Origin of the sequence: Acrocarpospora catenulata (assembly GCF_018476525.1) — a bacterium.
GTDB classification, from domain to species: Bacteria; Actinomycetota; Actinomycetes; order Streptosporangiales; family Streptosporangiaceae; genus Acrocarpospora; species Acrocarpospora catenulata.
In genome coordinates this window covers 99,471-120,252 of record NZ_JAHCST010000020.1, presented here as the reverse complement: position 1 = coordinate 120,252, position 20,782 = coordinate 99,471, and the positions used below count along the sequence as shown (strand labels likewise).

Annotated in this window: 19 protein-coding genes and 2 pseudogenes; 8 read left to right on the top strand and 13 right to left on the bottom strand. The window is 69.6% G+C overall.

The genetic code is table 11. The annotated features are described in order from the left end of the window. Nucleotides 1–119 precede the first annotated feature (119 nt). From KIP79_RS22035 to KIP79_RS22025, 3 genes are all read right to left on the bottom strand, one after another. Nucleotides 120–602 (bottom strand): hypothetical protein, encoded by a 483-nt coding sequence (locus KIP79_RS22035; protein ID WP_214106777.1) that lies wholly within the window; start codon nucleotides 600–602, stop codon nucleotides 120–122. Nucleotides 603–916: 314 nt separating this feature from the next. Further along, nucleotides 917–1,138, bottom strand: a complete 222-nt coding sequence (locus tag KIP79_RS22030; protein ID WP_214106776.1) for a hypothetical protein — start codon at nucleotides 1,136–1,138, stop codon at nucleotides 917–919. Nucleotides 1,139–1,361: 223 nt separating this feature from the next. Then, nucleotides 1,362–2,738: a hypothetical protein gene (locus tag KIP79_RS22025; RefSeq protein WP_214106775.1), complete on the bottom strand. Its 1,377-nt coding sequence runs from the start codon at nucleotides 2,736–2,738 to the stop codon at nucleotides 1,362–1,364. 246 nt (nucleotides 2,739–2,984) lie between these two features. Here KIP79_RS22025 and KIP79_RS22020 point away from each other — a divergent pair, with 246 nt between their 5' ends. Continuing rightward, nucleotides 2,985–3,329, top strand: coding sequence for a DUF6247 family protein (locus tag KIP79_RS22020; protein WP_214106774.1), 345 nt, complete (start codon nucleotides 2,985–2,987; stop codon nucleotides 3,327–3,329). Beyond that, nucleotides 3,330–3,503, top strand: coding sequence for a hypothetical protein (locus tag KIP79_RS22015; protein WP_214106773.1), 174 nt, complete (start codon nucleotides 3,330–3,332; stop codon nucleotides 3,501–3,503). A gap of 319 nt (nucleotides 3,504–3,822) precedes the next feature. Here the strand turns inward: KIP79_RS22015 and KIP79_RS22010 are convergent, their stop codons facing one another. Together KIP79_RS22010 and KIP79_RS22005 are read right to left on the bottom strand one after the other, a co-directional pair. Beyond that, nucleotides 3,823–5,043 carry an MFS transporter gene (locus KIP79_RS22010; RefSeq protein WP_214106772.1) on the bottom strand — a complete coding sequence of 407 codons (1,221 nt, stop codon included), beginning with the start codon at nucleotides 5,041–5,043 and terminating at the stop codon, nucleotides 3,823–3,825. After that, nucleotides 5,040–5,483 (bottom strand): MarR family transcriptional regulator, encoded by a 444-nt coding sequence (locus KIP79_RS22005; RefSeq protein WP_250213608.1) that lies wholly within the window; start codon nucleotides 5,481–5,483, stop codon nucleotides 5,040–5,042. Before KIP79_RS22005 ends, KIP79_RS22010 begins: the two co-directional genes overlap by 4 nt. Nucleotides 5,484–5,607: 124 nt before the next feature. Here KIP79_RS22005 and KIP79_RS22000 point away from each other — a divergent pair, with 124 nt between their 5' ends. Further along, on the top strand, nucleotides 5,608–6,033 hold the full coding sequence (locus KIP79_RS22000; protein ID WP_214106771.1) for an AAA family ATPase: 426 nt from the start codon (nucleotides 5,608–5,610) through the stop codon (nucleotides 6,031–6,033). Then, nucleotides 5,990–6,862 (top strand): ATP-binding protein, encoded by an 873-nt coding sequence (locus KIP79_RS21995; protein ID WP_214106770.1) that lies wholly within the window; start codon nucleotides 5,990–5,992, stop codon nucleotides 6,860–6,862. The genes KIP79_RS22000 and KIP79_RS21995 overlap by 44 nt, the downstream gene beginning before the upstream one ends. A gap of 95 nt (nucleotides 6,863–6,957) precedes the next feature. Here the strand turns inward: KIP79_RS21995 and KIP79_RS50445 are convergent, their stop codons facing one another. From KIP79_RS50445 to KIP79_RS21985, 4 genes and pseudogenes are all read right to left on the bottom strand, one after another. Then, a complete protein-coding gene (locus tag KIP79_RS50445) occupies nucleotides 6,958–7,287 on the bottom strand; it encodes a DUF4143 domain-containing protein (RefSeq protein WP_504742155.1) in 330 nt (109 codons plus the stop codon). 45 nt (nucleotides 7,288–7,332) lie between these two features. Further along, nucleotides 7,333–7,707, bottom strand: a pseudogene (locus KIP79_RS50440) (DUF8612 domain-containing protein); the annotation flags it as partial. Between the two features lie 105 nt (nucleotides 7,708–7,812). Next, a pseudogene (locus KIP79_RS50115) lies at nucleotides 7,813–8,169 on the bottom strand (AAA family ATPase); the annotation flags it as partial. A gap of 122 nt (nucleotides 8,170–8,291) precedes the next feature. Beyond that, on the bottom strand, nucleotides 8,292–9,047 hold the full coding sequence (locus KIP79_RS21985; protein WP_214106769.1) for an alanyl-tRNA editing protein: 756 nt from the start codon (nucleotides 9,045–9,047) through the stop codon (nucleotides 8,292–8,294). A gap of 181 nt (nucleotides 9,048–9,228) precedes the next feature. On the opposite strand from KIP79_RS21985, the gene KIP79_RS21980 reads away from it, so the two are divergent. The 3 genes from KIP79_RS21980 to KIP79_RS21970 all read left to right on the top strand — a co-directional run bounded on the left by KIP79_RS21980 (nucleotide 9,229) and on the right by KIP79_RS21970 (nucleotide 12,466). Continuing rightward, entirely contained in the window at nucleotides 9,229–11,106 is a 1,878-nt protein-coding gene (locus KIP79_RS21980) for a protein kinase domain-containing protein (RefSeq protein WP_214106768.1), read from the top strand. Continuing rightward, nucleotides 11,066–11,416 (top strand): MmcQ/YjbR family DNA-binding protein, encoded by a 351-nt coding sequence (locus KIP79_RS21975; protein WP_214106767.1) that lies wholly within the window; start codon nucleotides 11,066–11,068, stop codon nucleotides 11,414–11,416. The genes KIP79_RS21980 and KIP79_RS21975 overlap by 41 nt, the downstream gene beginning before the upstream one ends. 297 nt (nucleotides 11,417–11,713) lie before the next feature. After that, complete coding sequence (locus KIP79_RS21970) at nucleotides 11,714–12,466, top strand: AAC(3) family N-acetyltransferase (protein WP_250213607.1); 753 nt, start codon at nucleotides 11,714–11,716, stop codon at nucleotides 12,464–12,466. A gap of 208 nt (nucleotides 12,467–12,674) precedes the next feature. On the opposite strand, the gene KIP79_RS21965 is transcribed toward KIP79_RS21970, so the two are convergent. The 4 genes from KIP79_RS21965 to KIP79_RS21950 all read right to left on the bottom strand — a co-directional run bounded on the left by KIP79_RS21965 (nucleotide 12,675) and on the right by KIP79_RS21950 (nucleotide 18,231). Continuing rightward, nucleotides 12,675–13,754 carry a Gfo/Idh/MocA family protein gene (locus KIP79_RS21965; RefSeq protein ID WP_214106765.1) on the bottom strand — a complete coding sequence of 360 codons (1,080 nt, stop codon included), beginning with the start codon at nucleotides 13,752–13,754 and terminating at the stop codon, nucleotides 12,675–12,677. After that, the gene (locus KIP79_RS21960) at nucleotides 13,739–14,422 is read right to left on the bottom strand and encodes a ThuA domain-containing protein (protein WP_250213606.1); all 684 of its coding nucleotides are present in this window, start codon (nucleotides 14,420–14,422) and stop codon (nucleotides 13,739–13,741) included. Before KIP79_RS21960 ends, KIP79_RS21965 begins: the two co-directional genes overlap by 16 nt. Before the next feature lie 61 nt (nucleotides 14,423–14,483). Beyond that, nucleotides 14,484–15,470 carry a hypothetical protein gene (locus tag KIP79_RS21955; protein ID WP_214106764.1) on the bottom strand — a complete coding sequence of 329 codons (987 nt, stop codon included), beginning with the start codon at nucleotides 15,468–15,470 and terminating at the stop codon, nucleotides 14,484–14,486. 106 nt (nucleotides 15,471–15,576) lie between these two features. Further along, entirely contained in the window at nucleotides 15,577–18,231 is a 2,655-nt protein-coding gene (locus tag KIP79_RS21950) for an AAA family ATPase (RefSeq protein ID WP_214106763.1), read from the bottom strand. A 210-nt stretch (nucleotides 18,232–18,441) separates the two neighbouring features. Here KIP79_RS21950 and KIP79_RS21945 point away from each other — a divergent pair, with 210 nt between their 5' ends. Beyond that, entirely contained in the window at nucleotides 18,442–20,775 is a 2,334-nt protein-coding gene (locus KIP79_RS21945; protein ID WP_214106762.1) for a CHAT domain-containing protein, read from the top strand. Nucleotides 20,776–20,782 lie beyond the last annotated feature (7 nt).

The window sequence follows — 20,782 nt, the reverse complement described above, 5'->3', positions numbered from 1 at the left end:
CCTCCAGCGTTGTCGAGGATCTTGCGAAAGTCGCGCACTGTGCACGGTGAGCGGTCCGGGCGCCGATCAGCAGCGAGAGCACGATGTGCGCCCGCGTGTGCGGGTTGGCCTTGGCCGCCTCATTGAGGATGGCCTGAGCCTGCCTCTGGGGAGGAAGGTACGGCCTCTGCGGGTGACCAGAACTGCAGCTTGAACAGGGTGAACCTGATGATGTCCGCGGTGAAGTTCTCATGGCTGAGGAGCTTCCGGTGGACTCTGAACTGCCACTCGTGGTCTCGGCGGCCGAGATCGAACTCCTCGTAGTGATCAGATTCTCCCGAGTAGGAGCTGATCGCGCAGATCGTCCCGGAGGTCAGATAGATGCTCCCGGACCGGCTTTCATCCCAGTTCGAGGCGGGCGGCTCGCCGTCCCAGAGCTCGTATTCAATGAGAACGTCATCACAGTTTGTGGCGTCGAGCGCGATGCCGTCGGGGCCACTCTCGATCCATAGGTCCCTGGAGGTGCCTCCGGCGACGCTCCACGGCGCTTCGACGTCTGCGACCCCCTGCAGGTACCTCTCTATCTTGTGAGGATGGAGAAGCCTCTTCACGATCTCTGTCACGACACTCCCTGGTTACGTACCTTCTAGGCGTTCCGATCATGGCGGACAGGACTGACACATTTAGGAGGTCGCGTGGCCGAGCCTGGACGGTGGTAGCCGGCCGTGGGCTGTATGTCCAGGTCAGGGTAGATGCCCGTGCTGGTCGGTTGACTTGCTAGCGAGGGGTCACCGGCTCGAACCCAGTACCTCCCACTCGGCGCAGGGCTGGACGGAAGCTGTCGTTTCCTCCCGGCCCTCTCGTGTTTGTCCGGGCCCGCCCCCGCACGCGAAGGGGACCCGGCCCCGACCATGTTGAGCGGCCGGGTTGGCCAGTTCTAGGCCGCCGTCTCCCACAGGGCGCTGACCGGAACGGCCAGCATCCGGTCTCCGAAGGAGAAGGTCTGCATACCGGTGTGCAGGACCAGCCCGGCGACGAAGTCAGCGCCGACCCGTTCGGCGAGATGGCGAAGCCCTTGAAGTCGTCCGGTGCCGCAGATCCGGGCAATGCATGAAGATCGTGTCGATGAAGCCGTCGGGCTGGTCATCTTGGCGTCCACCGGGGACTTGATGGCGAGCAGATGACATGTTGTGGTGAGATAGTCGCCAGTCGCGTGGTGATTTGGTCGCTACTTTCACGGTGAGATGGTCGCCATCTGGGTCGGCTGGTTGCCGTGCCAAGCCCGCCTGCTCCGTGCCGCACGGGACCGATACAAGTCCTTGATCGAGAACTATGGGTACCGGTGGGAACTCGTTTATCTCGTTGAGCCTGCCGCTGACGCGTCAAGGCTGGGCCTTCCTCCCGCGAACATCGAGGGCGTCGGGGCCGAGGATCAGGGACTCCACGCTCGGTGGTTCCCCGACCGTTCGTAATCCGTGTGGGCCGTCGAAGGCATCAGCCCGCAGTCGGAATCGGCTCACATCGCCGACTTCATAAGCGCGCAGCCGCCAACGCTGATTAGTGGAGTCCTCAGTGGGCGGGTGGGCTAGATGTACGAGGGCGGAAGTGGCCGTGTACTTGGCGAGTCGGAGTTCACCTTCTATGGGCAGGTCGGAAGCCAGTGCTGTGACGAGAGGCGTGGGTGTCTGTTCTGGCGCTGTGATTTCTTCGATCCATGCTTTGGTGCCATCCGGGAGTCGTTCCGCGCTGGCGAGGTGACGCAGTGGGTCGGTGAACCAGGACGTCAGGGGTGGGCCGGCGTTCTCGATCCAGGACTCAACCAGATTGCGGAATGCTCTTTCGCGGCGGCTGCCTCGGCGGGCGCCTGCGGCCAGGATGTCCGTACCCGCGTCGGCCAGTGCGCTGGCGAGCAACCGGACGGGGATCCGATCGGCGAGGTGGGCGTAGCGGACCATGCGGATCTCCAGCATCACGAAGTACAAGATCGTGGCGGCGACCAGCGCCGCGCCCTCTGGTCGTGGTCGCTGTCGCTCAGGTTTGCGGCGGGTTCGTTCCTCACGGGGTGGGGTCCGCTGATCGGCGGCCCGGCCGGCGGTGGAAAGATGCCAGGTCCGGTCTTCGGGGTACGCGGTGCCGCTGGTGGCGCGCAGCCTTCCGTCCGCGCCGACGCCGATGACTAGCCCCTCCGTCCCGTGATCAAGGGCGACTCCCGTTCGGTCGTGGGAGTCAAAACGCACCTCGGTGACGTCCTCCAACCACAGGTGCAACTCGGACGGTCCCCCCACCTGTCGGTCACCGTAGCGACGAGGGGCGGCCAGAACGAGAGACCCGGTCAACTGGGTGCCGACCCGTTCGAGCAGTAGCGTGCGGACCTGGGCGGCGGCCAGATCGTAGTCGGCGCCGAGGTCGACTGTGTTCTCGGCCGTCAGCGGCATGAACCGGGGCCTCACCCGTCCTTGGTAGTCCCGGCTGTGCAGAGGCTCCACAGACGGCGGCGGCAGTACCTGCTCCAGCGGGCACCCTGCCGCCTCGGCCTGCTCGACCATCCATTTCCGCCGCGCCAGTCCAAGATCGGCCATCCAGATGAGGGCGGCGCGGGCACGCCGCTCTCGGCCAGTGGAGGTGAGGGCGGTCGCAGCGTGGAACAACGGGAAGGTGTTGTTGTCCCACACGTCCGAGACCTTGCGGATCGTATGCCGGTCGTAGACGCGTGCATCTGCTGAAGCCTCCGCGATCTGTACAAGCGACCGATCCAACAACGCGCCCAGGGCGCCCAGCGCCGTCCCACTTCTGGTCATCCCAGCGACATATCACGATCGATGTTCACCATGCAGTTTTACCGACGAGCACACTTATGGCGAGGAGGAAGATCCGCGCCAAGTAGGGGATCCGGGGCAGAAGGACGCGTATGTGGGGCCTGCACTGTTTGGAACGCAGGTCGGGTGGTCTTCTCAAGTCCCGCGATTACCTGGGCTGCGTGAAGTACCTGTACGTACACTGACGACATGAGCGCGCAACCACAGGAGTTCACTCCCGAAGGCCCCCTGCCGGAGAAAAACCTGCGCGCCATCCGGAGAGCTTTGGTGGTACAGCAGGACCGAGACGGGTTCGACAGCGGACTGGATGTCGTCTTGGCCGAAGTCCGGGCCAGTTTGGACCTCGGTCGACTGAGTGAGTTCATCCATACTTGGTGGCTGATCGCCTGCGACTCGATCAAGGATCCGCAGGGCCGCAGAGATCTCTACGAGCGCGCTGCCCGCATCCAGGAACTGGCTGATGCTGGGAGGCCCATTCCGCGGGGCGACAAGACCTGGCGCGAAATGTTGGCTGAACGCGGGGTCGAACGATAAGTGTACTCGATCGTTGAGCCCGATCCCGTCGCTCAGGACCAGATCGCGGCCCTTCCCGAGCATGCCTTGCGGTATCTGGCCGGGGTGCTGGACCTGATAGAGCTGGAGCCTTGGGCTGGCGGGCCGCAAACGCCGAGCAAGCCCGATGGAAACATGCGGGTCATGCCGTTCTGAGAACGTGGCCTGGTGACCTACGTGGTGCTAGAGCCGCAACGCGAGGTAATACGTCGTCCGCGTGCAGTGGGTTTAGCTCCCGAGAAGGAGTACTGGGGCGCCCAGAGCCGAATAGCACCGGTGAAGAGGGCGATGACCGCGAGGCTGGGACGAGCAGCATGCCGGAGAGCACACGGACTCGCCTACAGGCGCCCTGGCGACGGTGGAGCGGACCCTGTACGAGATGAACCCTGTGGAGCACGCGGGGAAGACCTTTTGATCGCCGCTCGTCCGTCATCAGGCGGGTAACTATCTGGGTGACGATCCGTGTCGGCAGGGCTCAAGGACTGGCGGCGCTCGTCTTCAGGAGCTCCGCTTCGTGTGCTCGTTGGTCGGCTTCGGCTCTGGTCAGGTGGCGGTGGCCGGTGGCCAGGATGGCGATGGCGAGCAGGAGTGCCCCGGCGCCGAGTGCGAACGGCCAGTGGTCGTTGGTGACCTCGGCCAGGTGGCCTGCGACGTAGGGAGCCAGGCCGCCGCCGATGAAGCGGACGAAGCCGTAGGCGGCTGAGGCCACCGGGCGTTCCACCGGGGCGACCATCATGACCGCCTGGGTGGTGAGGGTGTTGTTGACTCCGATGAAGACGCCCGCCACGACCACGGCCGCCGCCAGTACGGCAGGCTTGTCGGTGAAGAGGGCGATGACCGCGACGTCCACGGTGAACAGGGCGAGGTTCACGTAGAGGGTGCGGGCGAGTCCGAAGCGCTGGAGCAGGCGGGGTGCGCCGAAGACGGAGAAGACGGCCACCAGCAGGCCCCAGCCGGTGAAGACCAGGCCGAGTTGGATGGCGTTCAGGCCCATCGGGAAAGGCGCGTAGCCGAGCACGGTGAAGAAGCCCCAGTTGTAGCAGAGGGCCGTCAAGCTCATGATCAGTAGGCCGCGGTGGCGGAGGGCCCGGATGGGGTCGATGGGGGAGGATTTCCTGGTAGGGGTGGGCTGGGCGCGTACCAGGACGATGGTGGCGATCAGTGCGATGGCCATCAGGACTGCCACGCCGTAGAAGGGACCGCGCCAGCTGACGCTGCCGAGGAGTCCGCCCACGAGCGGGCCGATGGCGATGCCCAGGCCCAGCGCCGCCTCGTACAGGATGATCGCGCCGCTGAAGCCGCCGCTGGCGGCGGCGATGATGACGGCCAGCGAGGTGGCGATGAACAGGGCGTTGCCCAGGCCCCAGCCCGCGCGGAACGCGATGATCTGGGCGATGCCGTCGGAGGATCCGGCCAGCGCGCTGAACACGATGATGAGCACGAGACCGCTGATCAGCGTGCGTTTGGCGCCGATCCGGCTGGACACCCAGCCGGTCACCAGCATGGCCACCGCCATCACCACCAGATAGCTGGTGAACAGCAGGGTGACCTGGGTCGGGGAGGCGTCCAGACCGCTGGAGATCGCGGGCAGGATGGGGTCCACCAGCCCGATCCCCATGAACGAGATCACACAGGCGAACGCGACCGCCCAGACGGCGCGAGGCTGACGAAAGGGGGAGGGGGCTTTCTGGTTCATCGTGCTCCCGCGGGGGTGTGGTACGGACGGAGGGCCTGATCGGTCAGCCGGTCGAGCACGGGGAGCGCCGCGGCCAGTGCCGCCCGGTCCTCCTCGGACAACTCGGCCAGCAGCTCCGCCAGCCGCTGCGCCTGCGCCTCTCGCCGAGCGGCCAGCACAGCCCGGCCGTCCCCCGTGATCTCGACCACGACCGCCCGTCCGTCCGCCGGATCATCGCGCCGCTCTACGAGCCCCTCCCGCTCCAGCCGCGTGACCAACTGCGTCATCGCCGGCTGCGTAACCCCTTCGAAAACGGCCAGCTCGGTAACCCGCCGCGCCCCGAACCGCTCCAGGTCAGCCAACGTGGCCACCGCCGTCAACGACATCTCCCGCGGCAGCCCCAGCACCCGGGCCAACGTCACCATCCGCCCAAGCCCGGCGGCCATCTCAATCACTTCCATAAGCAAGTTATATAAGGCGCTTATCTACCTTACAAAGGCAGGGTCCCTCTCAAATGTCGGTGCGGTGACCGAACTTTGTCAGTTCAGATGTCCGTCAAATGTCGGTCGGGCGTACGCTCGGCGGATGCGGGAGTTGGTTCCACGGCACGTGGCGGGGCATGCCGAAGAGTACTTCGATGCGTTTCGGGTGTTGATCGTCAACGGCCCTCGGCAGTCGGGGAAGACCACGCTGCTTCAGCAGTTGAACCAGGGGAGAGGGGGGACGTATCTCACCCTGGACGACGCTTCGTTGCGGGCGGCGGCGCACGCTGATCCGGTGGCCTTCGTGGCCGACGGACCTCGGCCGATGATGATCGATGAGATCCAACGGGGTGGGGACGATCTCATTCTCGCGATCAAGGCGGCGGTGGATCAGCGAAATGAGCGCGGACATTTCGTTCTGGCTGGATCGACGCGGTTTCTGTCCACGCCGTCGCTTCACGAGTCGCTTGCGGGCCGGGCCGGGGGTGTTGGAGGTCTGGCCGTTCGCTCAGGAGGAGTTGGCCGGTAAGGGCGGTTCGTTCCTGGTCACCGCGTTCAACGATCCCGGAGCCTTGCGGTCGGTCTCGGTAGGCGACGTCGGGCGCCGGGACTACTTCGAGATGATCTGCCGGGGCTTCTACCCGGAGGCGCTGGGGATGCGCTCCGAGCTCACCAGGGACGCCTGGTACAGGGCCTACGTTCAGTCGATCATCGACACCGATATCCGGGAGATGGCCCGGGTTGAGGAACCGAGCAACCTGCGGCAACTTCTCTGCATCGCCGCCGCGAGCACCGGCCAGGAGCCCAATCTGGTCAAGATTGGTAGCGATCTTCAACTCCACCGGACCACGGTCAATCGCTACCTAGGTCTGCTGGAGACCGTCTTCCTGGTGCGTCAGATCCCGGCTTGGTCCAGAAACCTCGTCGCCCGTTCCGTTCGCCGCCCCAAACTCCACGTCACGGACACCGGCCTGGCGGCTCACCTCATCGGCGTCGACGCCGACGGCCTGGCGGCGAGGGTCTCGCCTGCCAGAGGAGCCCTCGTCGAGTCGTTCATCGTCAACGAGATCGCCAAACAGGCCACCTGGGCTCCTTTCCGCGTCGGACTCCATCACTGGCGAATCAGCCAGGGAGCCGAGGTGGATCTCGTGCTAGAACGCAACAACAACCGCATCATCGGCGTGGAAGCCAAGGCCACCGAATCCGTCGACCAGAACGACTTCCGTGGGCTCGCCGCACTCCGCGACTCCGCTGGAGAGGACTTCGTACACGGCTTCGTCTTCTACACCGGCGCCCGGGCACTCGCCTTCGGCGACCGGCTGACGGCCCTGCCCATCAGCGCCCTGTGGGATAGGTAACCACCACGGATACGACCTGACCTTGATTTCGGGTGGCGGGAGCCCCGGACCCTGCGCCCTCGCGGGCGATGGAGGGAAGAGGGAGGGGGGTCTGGCTAGGGCGTAGGGCTCAGGGTCCAGAGGGCTGACATGGGGACTGCGCGGAGGCGGTCTCCGAAGGGGAGGGTTAGTTCGCCGGTGTAGAGGACGAAGCCGGCGCGGAACTTGTTGCCGAGGCGGTCGGCGAGGTGGCGGAGGCCGCGGAAATCGTGGCCGCGGATGGTCTCGGATGACTTGACCTCGATGCCGATGACCTCGCCGGAGGCGTGTTCGAGGACCATGTCCACTTCGAACATGTCGCGGTCGCGGTAGTGGAAGAGCTGGATGGATTCCTCGGCCCAGGTGAGTTGTCTGGCCACCTCGCCGATGGCGAAATTCTCGAGCAGGGGGCCGACGGGGGCGGTGACATCGCGGGCGCGCTCGGAGGACAGGCCGATGAGGCGTCCGGCGAGGCCGCTGTCGATGACGATGAACTTGGGGGTGGAGATCGCTCGGCGGGTCAGATTCGAGGACCAGGCGGGGATGCGTTTGATGACGAAAATCAGTTCGAGAAGATCCAGGTAGCGGGACAGGGTCCCTCTCGTGAGGCCCACATCGTTCGCGATCCTCTGGGCGACGGCGAGGCCTCCCATCCGTGCCGCGATGACGCTGAGGAGCCGGCGCATCTCGGCTGGACGTTCGATGTCCGAGATCTGCCGGACGTCTCGGGTGATGAGGTCGGTGACGTACGAATCGAAGAAGCGGTTGCGCCTGCGGGGGTTGTCTCTGCGGACGGCCTCCGGATAGCCGCCTCGGAGTGCCCGCTCGACGTAGTCGCGTTTGCGGAGCGGGCTGGGCGCGGTGGTGGTGTCGGCGCCTCGCTTGAAAATGTGGTCCACGAAGCCGTCCGGCGTGTTGTCGATCTCGCCTTGCGACAGCGGCCACAGTTCGATGGTCTCGGTCCGGCCGGGTAGCGCGTCCGGAAGGTCGCGTAGGCCGAGCAACTGGGCCGATCCTGTGAGCAGGAAACGTCCGGGGCGTGGGTCCCGGTCGACCTCATGTTTGATCGACAGAAGCAACTGCGGAGCCCGCTGGACCTCATCGATCAGGAGGAGCCCGTCGTGATGCACGAATGCCGAGGGGTCCTCCTGCGCTGCCGCCAGAACCGCTGGGTTGTCCAGATAGAGTTCGCGCGACCCTTTCGTCTCCTCGGCGATCAAGGCGGCGAGGGTGCTCTTCCCTACCTGGCGCGCACCGTTCACGACCGCGACCCGCGTATCGGCGAGCGCTTCGAGCGTCATCTGCTCGGCGTGTCGCTGGAACAGTGCTGACTGGACCACGTCGGCCAGATTACCCAGGTGAGAGTGCTTGCATAGTCATTCTGCCGAGGGGTACGTGGACGTCCTGCCGTTTAGTTGGTTACTTCAAGACGGACGCGGCGGAAGCCCTTGCCCTTGCTTTCGATTTTGGCGACGCGGAGGTGGCCGATCTGGCGGGTGGAGGCGACGTGGGTGCCGCCGTCGGCCTGGCAGTCGAGGCCGACGATGTCGACGATGCGGACTTCCTTGACGTCCTCGGGGACGAGGTTGGTGGCGGTGCGGATGATGTCGGGGATGGCGAAGGCGTCCTCGCGGGGGAGGACGCGGATGTCGATGCGGCGGTCGGCGGTGATCTCGGCGTTGCAGGCGGATTCGACGGCCTCTTTGAAGCCGGGCGGGACCTCGGGGAGGTTGAAGTCCATCCGGGCGGTGCCGATGACTCCGGGGGCGGCGTTGGTGGCGACGTCCATGTTGCCGCCGGTGACCAGGGCGCCGAAGTCCCGGAAGACCACGCCGCAGAGCACGTGCAGGCCGGAGTGGGTACGCATGAGCGCGGTCCGCCGCTCGTCGGTCACCGCGGCTTGGACGATCGTCCCGACGGCCGGCAACGGCTCCCCTTCGATCGGGATGAGATAGAGATCGTCCCCCTTGCGCACCCCGGCGATCCGCGTCTCCACCCCCTGCCAGAGCAGCGTTCCCTGATCGGCCGGTTGCCCCCCACCCCCGGGATAGAACGCCGACCGGCTCAGCACGATCCCCTCAGGCGACGCCTCAAGAACCCTGGCCTCCCACTCCCGAAGCCCCTGATCCCCTAGCTCCAGCCGTTCCGTACGCCCATGCACGTCCATTCCCGCAGCCTAGTAGAGATCTTGAAAGTGCTGGGCGGCTGTCCAGAACCCAGGATCCGGGTACTCGGCCTCGGCTCGGCCAAGCGGTTCAGCCTGCCGTTCGGCGCGCCGGATGGAAGGTCTGGCGTTTCTGACTCGTGGTGTCTGGACCGGGCGCGGGCGTTTGTGTAATTTCCGGGGCATGCCGGACGCGCGAGTAAGGCCCGCCCGCGCTGTCGCCGGACGCTACCGGATCATCCGGGAGCTCGGGCGCGGTGGGACCGGGACGGTGTGGCAGGCGTACGACCAGGTGCTCGGGCGGGAGGTCGCACTCAAACGGGTGGATGGGCCCGTGCAAGGTGGGCGGGAGCAGCGTGAGCAGGCGGCCCGGCGGATTCGCCGGGAGGTCAGGGCGACCGCGCGGCTGCGCCATCCGTCGGTGATCCGGGTGTACGACGTGGTCGACGACACCGACGGCCCGTGGATCGTGATGGAGTTCCTGAACGCCGAGTCGTTGGCGGACCGGCTGGCCAGGAGCGGGCCGCTGCCCGAGCGGGAGGCGGCCCGGATCGTGTTACGGGTGCTCGACGCGCTCCGTGCCGCGCATCAGGCCGGGGTCGTGCACCGGGACGTCAAGCCGGGCAATATCCTGCTGGGGCCGGGGGACGAGGTGGTGCTGACCGACTTCGGCATCGCGCCGCCTACGGGGGATCCGACCATCACCAGCCGGGGGCGGATCGCGGGGTCGGTGGCCTATCTGGCGCCCGAGCGCATCCGGGGGGAGGCGGGGGACGCCGCGAGCGATCTCTGGTCGGTGGGGGCGACGCTCTTCGCGGCGGTGGAGGGGGTCCCGCCGTACGAGCGGAGGGAGTCCGCCACCGCGCTCTCCCATGAGCCGCCTCCGCTGCGACGGACCTGGTTGTTGCGGCCGGCCCTGCTTGGGCTGCTGCGGCGGGATCGGACGTTGCGGATCAGTATCGACGAGGCCGTCCAACTGCTCACGATTGCGACGGCGGACCTGGATAAGGAGAACGTGGCGGCGCACCTCGAAAGGGGTGAGGGTGCGGCGGCGAACCTCGGTCGAGGGAACGCGGCCGCCTATTTCGAAGCCGCCAATCTCGAAAGGGGGAGCGCGGCGGCGGTCGTTGAAGCGTCGCCCGAAGGTCTTGAGTCGTTGGTCGGGTCGAGGGCGGGGGAGTTTGGGTGGTTCACCCGGGAGCAGCCCGCTGTTGCCGCTTTTCGTGATTTTTCGGCATATGCCGGGCGGAAGGTGGGGGTGGCGGCGCCGGCGCCCGCGTCGGTGCGGAAGGGGGGCGCCCGAGGGCGTACTTGGTGGGCCGGGGTTGCCGCCGACATTCGGGACTGGTCGGCCCGTGGGGCGGGCTGGCTGATCGCTCGGTACGGCGCCGCCGACGACCGGCCAATGGTCACCGGTCGCCATGTCCGGAAATCTCGGCCTTTCGCGTTTCTGGGGCTGGAGGACCCCGACGCCCAGGTGGGGTTCGTGGCCGCGCTCTCCGGTCTGTTGGCCTGTGTGTCGATCATGCTCTGGCTGCCGCCGCCGGTGCCGTGGCTGTTTGTGCTCTCGGCCGCCGCGCTGGCCGCCGTGCTGCTGGCCGCGCCGATCCTGCCTGAGACGCTGGCTCCCGACCTCGGCTGGCGGCGCTGGGTCCTGGTGGCCGGGGCCGCGGTGCCGTTCGTGGCCACCGTGCCGCTGGCTCTGGACTTTCCGGGCCTCCGGTGGCCCGCGCTGCACCTGGCCGCCGCCGCCACAGTCCTCTGGCTCGGCTTCCTGAGCGCGCTGACCTGGCGGATCAGCCCGGTCGCCGCCGTGCCGTCGCTGCTCTGCGCCGCCACGTACACGGTGGCGCTGATCGTCGGCGTCGCCGAGTTGTGGACGCGTACTCCCGTGCTCCGGCTTCCGGCGGCGCTGCTGCTGGCGCAGGTGCACGCGCTGGCCGCCGCATGGTGGGCGGGGTGGGCGGCGTACGTCTCCTGGCGGCGGCGAAGTTGTCGGACGCCTCTGATAGATGTGGGCCATGGGCGTGAGCGTGGAGGAGTTCCTGGCTTTGGTGGCTGAGCTGCCGGAGGTCACCCAGGGGTACGGCAGTGAGTGGACGTCGCTGAAGGTCTCTGGGAAGGGTTTCGGCTACCTCTGGGAGCGGACCGAGACCGTCGGGCTGAAAGCCACCATCGAGGAGCAGATGGCGCTGGTCGCCGAGCGCCCCGACGTGTTCGAGGTGCAGTTCACCGCCGGGCGGTTCGGCTGGGTGGTGGTACACCTGGCGAAGATCGACCGTGACGAACTGGAGGAACTCGTCACCGAGGCATGGCGGCTGACCGCCCCCAGAAAACTGGTCGAGGCACAAGGCCTGGACCCCACGCCCTGAAGGCCATGCCGGTACAGCCATGCCGGTAAAGCCACGCTCGGAAGGTCGTGCCCCGGGAGGGTCGCGTGCGGAAGGTCATGCCTGGGAGGGGCGCGTGCGGGAGGTTGCGCTCGGGAGGTCGCGCCCGCCGCGCCCGGTGAGCCGCGCTCAGTAAGCGGTGCGTGGTAAGCGGTGCCTGGTAAGCCGTGCCTGGTAAGCCGTGCCTGGTAAGCCGTGCTGGAAAGGGCTACTCGCGTCACACACCCGATTACTAGTGTCGGTCGAATGGACCAGGCTTTTCCGCATACGGCACGTTCGTTGGGCGCCCAGTTCGCTGCGCTCGGGCTGCGCGGGGGCGACACCGTGCTGTTGCACTCCTCGGCGCACAGTCTCGGGTTCGTGGCCGGGGGCATCCAGGCGGTGGTGCAGGCACTGCTCGACGTGGTCGGCTCAGAAGGCACCCTGGTGGTGCCCACTCATACCCCCGACAACTCGGACCCGGCTGGCTGGGCCCATCCTCCGGTGCCCGAGTCCTGGTGGCAGGTTGTCCGGGACCATAGCCCCGGCTTCGACCCCGCGCGCACCCCGAGCCGCTGGATGGGCATCATCGCCGAGACGGTCCGCACCTGGCCGGGGGCGCTCCGCAGCGACCACCCCCAGGTCTCCTTCGCTGCCGTCGGCGCGAGGGCGGCCGAGATAACCGCGGACCACCGACTCGACGACGCGCTGGGCGAGCGGTCCCCACTGGGCGCGGTCTACCGGCTGGACGGCAAGGTCCTGCTGCTCGGCTGCGGCTACGACTCCAACACCTCGCTGCACCTGGCCGAGTGGCGGCAGCAGTCACCGCCCCGCCACGCGATCGGCGCCTCGATCCGGCGGCTGGACGGCTCCAGCGAGTGGGTCACCTGGACCGACGTGGCAGAGGACGAGTCCGACTTCGAGGAGATAGGTGCCGCCTTCGAGGCCACCGGCGGCGCCTCAGTCGGCAAGGTCGGCAACGCCGAGGCCAGGTTCATGTCCCAGCCTGCTCTCGTCGACTTCGCCACCACCTGGATGGCCGCCCATCGGTAAGAGGGCGGCCGAAGGAAGCAACTAACAAATGACAAGGTGCCAGCTTCTCGCCGCTATCCGGCGCCGTTAACGCAGGTGACGGGTTCTCGCCGCACCGGTGCCAAGAGCGCTCGGACCATGCTGAGCTGTTCTGATCTGTGCTCTAGGGAGACTCCCACTGGTCACCTGTTGGCCAGGGGCGGCTGAAGATTGACGCGACCTCACACGCTCACCCGTCGGTCAGGGGGACCGGGAGGGGGCGTTGGAAGGTTGAGGTGATCTCGATTGTGCGGGCGGTGGTGGCGGCTTTCAGGAGGGACTCCATGATCTCGAGTACGTGGAGGGCCAGTGGTGCTGAGGCCCGGGGGTGCTCGCCCGGTGGGGTGGCAGCTAGGTCGGCTACGCCGTAACCGCGGGAAGCGTGGCGGTAGCCGGCGCGGATGGGCAGGCGTTCCCAGGTGCCGTCCACCGGGTGGGCCAGTACGTCGCCGTCGAAGAGGTTGGGGTCGGGCACCACCAGGGTGGCCCGTTCGCCGTGGACCTCGATGGCGGGGGCCCGGGTGGCGGCCGCGTCGAAGCTCATGACCAGTGTGGACAGCGCGCCGGAGGTGTGTGTGAGGACCCCGGTGACGTGCGTGTCGGTGGTCACCGGGATGCTGTCGCCGACGCGCGGGCCGGAGCCGATGACCCGTTGGGCCCGGGTTCGGGAGGCGGCTCCGACAACCCGGTGGACGGGGCCCAGCAGGAGCACCAACGCGGTGACGTAGTAGGGCCCCATGTCCAGCAGAGGCCCCCCGCCCGGCAGGTAGTAGAAGTCGGGGTTGGGATGCCAGCGTTCGTGCCCAGGGGTGACCATGACGGCGGTGGCGGCGACCGGTGTGCCGATCAGGCCGTCGTCCACGTACCAGCGGGCGGTCTGCAGGCCGGTGCCGAGCACGGTGTCGGGTGCGCAGCCGAGCCGCACCCCGGCCGCCTCCGCCGCGCCGAGCAGCGGGCGGGCCTCGGCGGTGGTGGCGGCCAGCGGCTTCTCGCCGTACACGTCCTTGCCTGCCGCGATGGCGGCGCGGGCGATGGCGGCGTGCGCGGCCGGGGTGGTCAGGTTGACCACGAGCCGCACGTCGGGGTCGGCGATCAGGTCCGCCACCGAAAGCGCCCGCACGCCGTTGGCCTCGGCCACCGCGCGGGCCCGCCCGGCGTCCAGGTCGGCCACCGCGGTCAGGCGCAGCCCCGGGAGGCGGGCGATGGTCGCCGTGTACGCCCCCGAGATGGCCCCGCATCCGACGATGCCGACGTTCACCTGCTCGCCCACACCATGCCCCTCTCGATGACGGTCCGCACGTTCGCGTCCCGCAGAGTACGGAGGTCATGCCCGGGCGTGGCCACGAACACCCGCCCGTTCCCCCACGAGCGGGTCCAGATCGCTGGCACGGTCACCGGCCGCCGCCAGGCGTCCCGAGCAGGATGGGTCGTGGTGGCCAGCACCTCGTTGTACTCGTCGCTCAGCACCCAGTACTGCTCGGTCACCAGGTCGAAGTCCGGCACACCCGCCGTGATGGGATGGTCCTTCGCGACGATCTCCACCCGGTAGGGCACGAAGACGTTCTCCTCCGCCCCGTCGACCCACTCCTCGATGGGTTTGCCCGGATGGCAGGCGAACTGCCCCCCGACCAGGTGCAGGTAGTCGGTGTTGTTCCGGTAGGAGTCGCAGATCCCGCCGTGCCACCCGGCCAGCCCGGTGCCCGCCCGCACCGCCGCCGACAGCCCGGCGCACTGTTCCCCGGTGATGGTGCTCATCGACACGCACTGCACCACCAGGTCGACGCCCGCCATGTACCCGGCGTCCGCGTACGGTTCCGGCGAATCCGCCACCCGTACGTCGAAGCCCTGGTCCCGGAGGAAGGGGATGAACAGGTCGGTGGCGGCGACGGGCTGGTGCCCCTCCCAGCCGCCGCGCACCACGAGAGCATTCCGTGCCATACCTAAGCCCCTCCAACATATGGGGATAATTCATTGTGCGAATTATCCCCATATCGGGGGACTAATGGCGAGGCTTCCCGTAGTCCATCGGCAGCGCCTGCAGCCGCTCGACCGGGATCTCCGAGAGCACCAGGTACTTCTCCACCCCGTCCGGCACCAGGTCGGTCGGATCGAAGAGCAGCGTGTACGGGTCCACCCCGCCGTTGGCCGCCATGTACGGCCGGGGATCCTCGGCGTAGGTGACCAGCGCCCCACCCTTGTCGGTCATGATCAGCCCGTACTCCTGCATGGCCCGGGCGATGGTCCGCGCGGCCGGGCTGGTCAGCGTGGACACGTCGAAGGTCGGGTCGAGCCGGAACCGCTGCCCTTCGCAGGGGATGTCCTCGCCCTCCACCCAGCCGTCGTTCCGGGTGGCCGGCCAGGAGTTGCAGTTGGCCCGGGTGCGCACGGTCACGATGTTCAGCGCGTGGTCGATGTACCCGCGGCGCAGCTCCTCGATCCGGATGGTGAACGCCCCGAACGGCAGCCCGGTCGCGGTCGCCCCGAGCGGGTTGGTGAAGATCCCCGGGTTCTTGGAGTACCGCTCGATCTTCCCGCCCCAGCAGGCCGACCAGTTCCCCATCGCGTCCTTCTCGGCCCGCCAGAAGTCCCAGTACGTGTCCGTGGACGGCTGGTAGATCGCCACCGAGGCGTCGGTGCCCTTGGAGACGATCATGTCGGGCGGGGTGGGTACCGCGGCCAGGCTGTCGGCGATCACCGGCGCCAGGTGCGGCAGGTTGAGGCAGTCGGAGAACCGCCACTTCTTGCGGGGGGTGTGCTTGCCGACGGTGTAGATGGGCGCCGAGTACTCGTCGGTGTTGATCGCCCAGCTGCCGTAGTTCTGTTCCTTGTCCAGCTTGATGTTGTTGACGATGGCCTGCGAGTTGGGCGCCAGCTGGACGTTCCGGGGGATCTTGGTGTTCCACGGACCCTTCGGCGAGAAGCCGTTGGTGGGCGTGGGATGGGCGGCCAACGAGGCGATGGCCAGTGCGGTGAGCAAAATGCGCATGAGGGGTCAGGCCTCCTACGGACATGAGGGGGGTACGGCGCTCAGCGTAGGTGGCACGTTCCGCCGCGACTTCGGGGCCGGACCCCAGGGATCCGCGCCCGGGACCCTAGGCGTTCAGGGCCTGCCGCAGCTCCTCCCGGGTCGCGATGTCGAGTTTGCGGAACACGTTGGTCAGGTGGTACTCGACCGTCTTCACGCTGAGCACCAGCCGGGCCGCGATCTCCCGGTTGGAGCTGCCGGAACCGGCCAGCGTGACCACCGCGCGCTCGGCGGCGGTGAGCGCGCCCAGCGCGGCCGGCGGCGCGTCCAGCGCCAGCCCCGCCCGCGCGGCCAGGTCCAGGACGCGGTCGGCGTACGCGGTGGCGCCCATCGCGGTGCACTGCCGCAGGGCCGAGCGTAACGAGCGTTCCGCGGCGGCCCTGCGGCCCATGCCCAGCAGGCACTCCGCGGTGAGCAGCTCGATCCTGGCCGCCTCCAGCCGCAGGCCGGTCTCCCTGGCCAGCTGGAGCGCGGTGCGGTACTCGGCCAGCGCGTCCCGGGGACGGCCGGACGCGACGGCCAGCTGGGCGCGGGCCCGGGCGGCGCACATCTGGACCGAACGGCGGCCGGTCGGCGGGAACTCGGCCAGCGCCTGGGCGGCCTCACCGGGACGGCCCAGCCGGGCCAGCGCCTCGGCGCGGAGCGGCCCGAGCAGGTGGGTGCCCGCCTCGGCCGCCGGATAGTGCGCCGCGGCCTCGGTGGCGGCGGCGAGCAGCCAGGCGGGATCGTCCCTGGCCTGGGCCAGCGCGGCCCGCGCCGCCGCCGCGTACACCAGGGCGGACGGGGTGGCGACCGCCCTGGCCCAGCGCCCGGCCTGCTCGGCGTGGGCCTCGGCCCGCTCCCAGGCGCCCTGCGCGGCCAGCGGGTAGCAGGCGATCGCGTGCACCATCGGGTAGTCCCAGACCCGGCCGTTCCCGGTGGCGTCCTGCACCGCCAGTTCGGCGTGGAGCACAGCCTCGCCCAGCGCACCCTGCCGGTACTCGGTCTCGCCGAGGAAGCCCAGCGCCTGCCCCACCCGGAGCGGCTCGCCCTGGGCCGCCCGGCGCACCACCGCCGCCAGGTCACGCCGCGCGCCGGGCAGGTCGTCGCTCCAGAGCCGGAGCATGCCCCGGGCCACCAGCCCGTCCAGACCCGCCGGGGCCCCCGGCGCGTCCGCACCGGCCAGCTCGGTCAGCGCCTCCTCGGCCCGGCCCGCCACCGCCAGACCGAGCGCCCGGGCGAACCAGGCGAACGCCGCCACCCAGGGCTCCCTGGCCGCCGCCACCGCCGTGGCGCCGTACCGGATCATGTCGGGGTAGGCCACGGTGAGCACGCCGATGATGGTCAGCTGGGTGGCGATCCTGGCGTCCAGGTCGGCCGGTTCCCCGGGTTCACTGGCCGCGTCCAGGGCGCGCCGGAGCAGGGTGGTTGCCTCGGTCACCCTGCCGGTCAGCAGCAGCTGGTAGCCCAGCACGTAGTCGCCCCACCGGGTGCCGCCCAGTTCGCCCTGGTAGGGCAGGGTGGGCGCGAGGTCGCCCGCGACCAGCATCGCCTCCACGGCGGTGAGCAGCCGGCTGCGCCGGTCCGGGCCAGGCGGGGTGAGGTCGGCTGCGTGCCGCAGATGCGCCGCCGCCAGCGGGATCCAGCCGTGCCCCAGCTGCTCGCGGCCCGCCGCCTCGGCGTCGGCCGCCAGTCGCTCGTCGGGGCCGTCGGCGGCGGCCACCCCATGCCAGAGCGCACCGGGGCCGCCCCGCGCGGCGGCCTTCCGGTGCAGTTCCCGTCGCCGCTCCGGCTCCAGGTCGTGATAAATCACGCTCCTGACCAGCGTTCCCGGAAATATCAGCTCCTGCCCGGCCGTGCCGGGCACCTCGTCCAGCAGCCGCATCCGTACGGCCTCCGCCGCGTCGTGCCCGTCCAGCTCGCGCAGCGCGGCCCGGGTGACGGGGGTCCCGAGCACGGCGGCCGCCGCGAGCAGGTCGCGGGTGGCGGGGGAGCAGGCGGCCAGCCGGGACCGGATGGCGGTGGCCACCCCGCGCGGCGCGGGCAGCGGGCCGTGGCCGTAGTTGATCGTGTGCGCGGGCAGCTCGTCCAGTAGATGGAGCGCGTGCAGCGGATGGCCGCCCGTGTGCTCGTGCAGCCGGGCGGCTCCTCCGGGGGACAGGCCGCCGAGCCGTACCAGGTCGGCGGCGGTCAGGCCGGAGAGCCGGATCCTGGCCCCGCGCTCGGAGTCGAGCAGGCGCCGCCAGCCGTCGTCCAGGTCGGGCACCTCCCGATCGCGGACCACCCGGTCCAGCTCGCCGGGGGTCTGCTGGACCACGACGAGCAGCACCGGGTCGGCCAGCAGCCGCCGCGCCGCCAGCCGGAGCGCGGCCAGCGAGGGCCGGTCCGCCCACTGCGCGTCGTCCACCACCAGGATCAGCTCCTTGCTGTCCTGGAGCTCCCTGGCCAGCGCCTGCCCGGCGAAGACCGGGTCCGCGCGGGCCGCCCAGGAGCCGGGCAGCACCCGGGCCAGCTGGGCCAGCACCCCCCAGTGCAGGCCGGCCTCCGCCTCGTCGCCGCTCACCCAGATCCGGTGCTCCGGCCCGGCCTCCTCGACGAACCGCCGTACCAGCGCGGTCTTGCCGACGCCCGGATCGCCCGCCACGCAGACCACCCTGGCCTGGCTGTCCCGGACGCTCCGCCAGGCCCTGTGGAGCACGTCGAGCTCCGGCTCCCGGCCGACAAAAACCGGCTCGTTTCCCACCGCCATATCCTGATTGAAGCGTTGATTTACCGTTAAGGCGGGCGTTCTGTACGGGCCCGGCAAACGCCTTTACGATCGACAATCGTGGCGGAACGGCCAGAGGCATCCCAGCGTTGGCGCTTCGCGGGCATGGTGCATCCGGTGCTGGATGGAAAGCCCTGGCCCGCGGTGGAGATATCGGTTGAGTGGGATGGTATTTCGTTTTTCCTGATGACCTCTCCCAGCACCGAACCGGGCGGCCTGACCTGGGTCGTCGTCAGCGACGAGGACGCCGACCTGGCCGCCGGGCCCACCGGCGCCACCGTCGTGCTCGGCCCGTTGAACGCCCCCGTCGCGCGGCCGCACTGGTGGGCCCCGGTGGAGAGCCCGATGGGCACGCCCTTCACGCTCCCGCACGAGGCCGGCGGCGCCACCGCCGAACTCGCCGTGAACGGTTCACGACTGCGCGGCTCGGTCCGGCTCACCGCAACCGACCTCCACGGCCGGCCGTCCAGCTACGAGGCGGTCATCGACGCGCACGCCGCCGACGCCGTCGTCCTGGAGCGCTCCGAACTCCTCCCGCCCGCCCCCGACCTGTTCGGCCGGGTGGTCGAGCTCCAGGCCCGAGTCCACGGCCACTTCCAGCGCGGTGACCTGCCCGCCCTGCTGGCCGGGCTGCGCGAGTCCGTCGCGCTGCGGCGCGAGCTGAGCACCGGCGAGCTGATGACCGGGCCCTGGGAGCGCACGCTGGCCGGCATCCAGGACATGCTCACCCTGGACCGGCACCTGCTGGACCTGATCGCCACCTCGGGCCGCCTCGGCGAGCTGCTCGGCCAGGGCGCCGCCGCGCTGACCGCCGCCGCGGCGACGCTGGCCCGGCTGGACCGCACCCCACCGGACCCGGAGCGCTTCGACCAGGAGGTCACCACCGCCAGGACCGAACTGGCCGCCCTGACCGCACGCCTGCGGGCGCTGATCCCGCCGGTGCTCCAGACCGACCTGCGGGTGCTCCCGGACGGGCATCCGCTCCGGACCGACCGGGAAGAGCTGCTGGCCCGCCTGACGGCCGGGGCCGAACCGGACGAGCTGGACACCCGCGAGACGGCTTGGGAGCACGCCCTGGCCGACCATCCGGAACGTTCCCAGGCCATCGCGGTCAAGAACGCCGCGGTCGCGCTGACCGCCGCCGCGGCCCGGATGGCCCACCAGCACGCCTTCCTGGAGCGCCTCGACCCGGCGGGGAACGCCCGCAGGCTCTGGGCCCGCAACGCCGAGGGGATCGCCCTGCTCGCCGTGTTCGTGGAAAGCTGGCGCTCCCGCCTCACCGGCGACTCGTCCCGCATCGACCTGATGGAGCAGGCCCTGCCGCTGCACGGGCAGCTGGTCGAGGCCATGGCCGACCTCGGCGCCCCGGTGGACGCGCTGGTGGCCGCCGAGATGTCCCGGGCCCGCGCTTTCGCCGACCTGATGACCGGCCGCAGCACGGCCCGGACGGCGGCTCCCAGGCTCACCACGGCCCGCCTCACCGCCCTGCTCGGCGAGTACGGCAGGCCCCTCGTCGAGTACTTCCTCACCGGCGACCGGCTGCTCGTCTTCGTCGCCGCCCCCGACGGCACGGTGGAGGCCGCCGACCTGCGGGTGGACCGCGCCCACCTCCAGGCCCTCACCGACGAACTGCAAGGCTGGTTCCGCGTCACCTCCGGCGACGAGGACGCCCGGATGGTGGACGAAGCCAGGGTGACCGAGCTGCTCCGCGCGCTCGGCGCCATCCTCTGGGACCCGATCGCCGGCCTGCTGCCCGCCGACCCGGACATCCCCGTCACCCTGGTGCCCCACGACGACCTGCTCCGGCTGCCCTTCCACGCGCTGCTGGACGGCGACGGCCGCCACCTGGTGGCCCGGCACGCAACCACGGTGCTCCCCGCCGCCGCCATCCTCCCGCCGCTGCTGGCCCGCGCCGCCGCGTATGAGAGGGAGAGGCCGTCCAGGATCTGCGCGCTGGTCGACCCCGAGCCGATGCCGGACGACTTCACGCCGCTGCCCACGCTGCGCGCCGGGTTCGGGGTGGTGAGCGGCCTCTTCGCCGAGGCCGAGATCTACCGGGGCGCTGAGGCCACGGTGGACGCGCTGCGCGCCGGGGCCGCCCGCCGCCCCTCGGTGCTCTGCCTGGCCACCCACGCGCAGGCGCTGCCAGGGGACCCGATGGCCTCGTTCGTGGCGCTCGCCTCGGGCAAGTTGCGGGCGGACGCCGTACCCGAGCTGGAGTTGCCGGTGCCGCTGGTGGTGCTGGCCGCCTGCGAGACGGGGGCGGGCAGGGTCACCGCGGACGGGATCGTCGGGCTGAGCCGGGCGTTCCTGAGCGCCGGACCCGTCGGGGTGCTGATGACGCTCTGGCCCGTGGTGGAGCGGGCCAGCCTGCGGCTGCTCCGGCGCTTCCACGAACTACGGCTCGGCACGCCGCGCGGGAACGCCCAGGCGCTCCGGGCGGCGCAGCTGTCCCTGGTCGAGTCGGGCGTCTCGCCCACCCGCTGGGCCGCTTTCACCCTCTTCGGACTACCGGACTGACGGAGGT

Excerpts from the sequence above, each read along its gene's own strand:
- KIP79_RS22020 (WP_214106774.1), top strand. The coding sequence starts at position 2,985 with ATGAGCGCGCAACCACAGGAGTTCACTCCCGAAGGCCCCCTGCCGGAG.
- KIP79_RS22010 (WP_214106772.1), bottom strand. The coding sequence starts at position 5,043 with ATGAACCAGAAAGCCCCCTCCCCCTTTCGTCAGCCTCGCGCCGTCTGG.
- KIP79_RS22005 (WP_250213608.1), bottom strand. The coding sequence starts at position 5,483 with ATGGAAGTGATTGAGATGGCCGCCGGGCTTGGGCGGATGGTGACGTTG.
- KIP79_RS22000 (WP_214106771.1), top strand. The coding sequence starts at position 5,608 with ATGCGGGAGTTGGTTCCACGGCACGTGGCGGGGCATGCCGAAGAGTAC.
- KIP79_RS21985 (WP_214106769.1), bottom strand. The coding sequence starts at position 9,047 with ATGGACGTGCATGGGCGTACGGAACGGCTGGAGCTAGGGGATCAGGGG.
- KIP79_RS21980 (WP_214106768.1), top strand. The coding sequence starts at position 9,229 with ATGCCGGACGCGCGAGTAAGGCCCGCCCGCGCTGTCGCCGGACGCTAC.
- KIP79_RS21975 (WP_214106767.1), top strand. The coding sequence starts at position 11,066 with ATGGGCGTGAGCGTGGAGGAGTTCCTGGCTTTGGTGGCTGAGCTGCCG.
- KIP79_RS21960 (WP_250213606.1), bottom strand. The coding sequence starts at position 14,422 with ATGGCACGGAATGCTCTCGTGGTGCGCGGCGGCTGGGAGGGGCACCAG.
- KIP79_RS21955 (WP_214106764.1), bottom strand. The coding sequence starts at position 15,470 with ATGCGCATTTTGCTCACCGCACTGGCCATCGCCTCGTTGGCCGCCCAT.
- KIP79_RS21945 (WP_214106762.1), top strand. The coding sequence starts at position 18,442 with ATGACCTCTCCCAGCACCGAACCGGGCGGCCTGACCTGGGTCGTCGTC.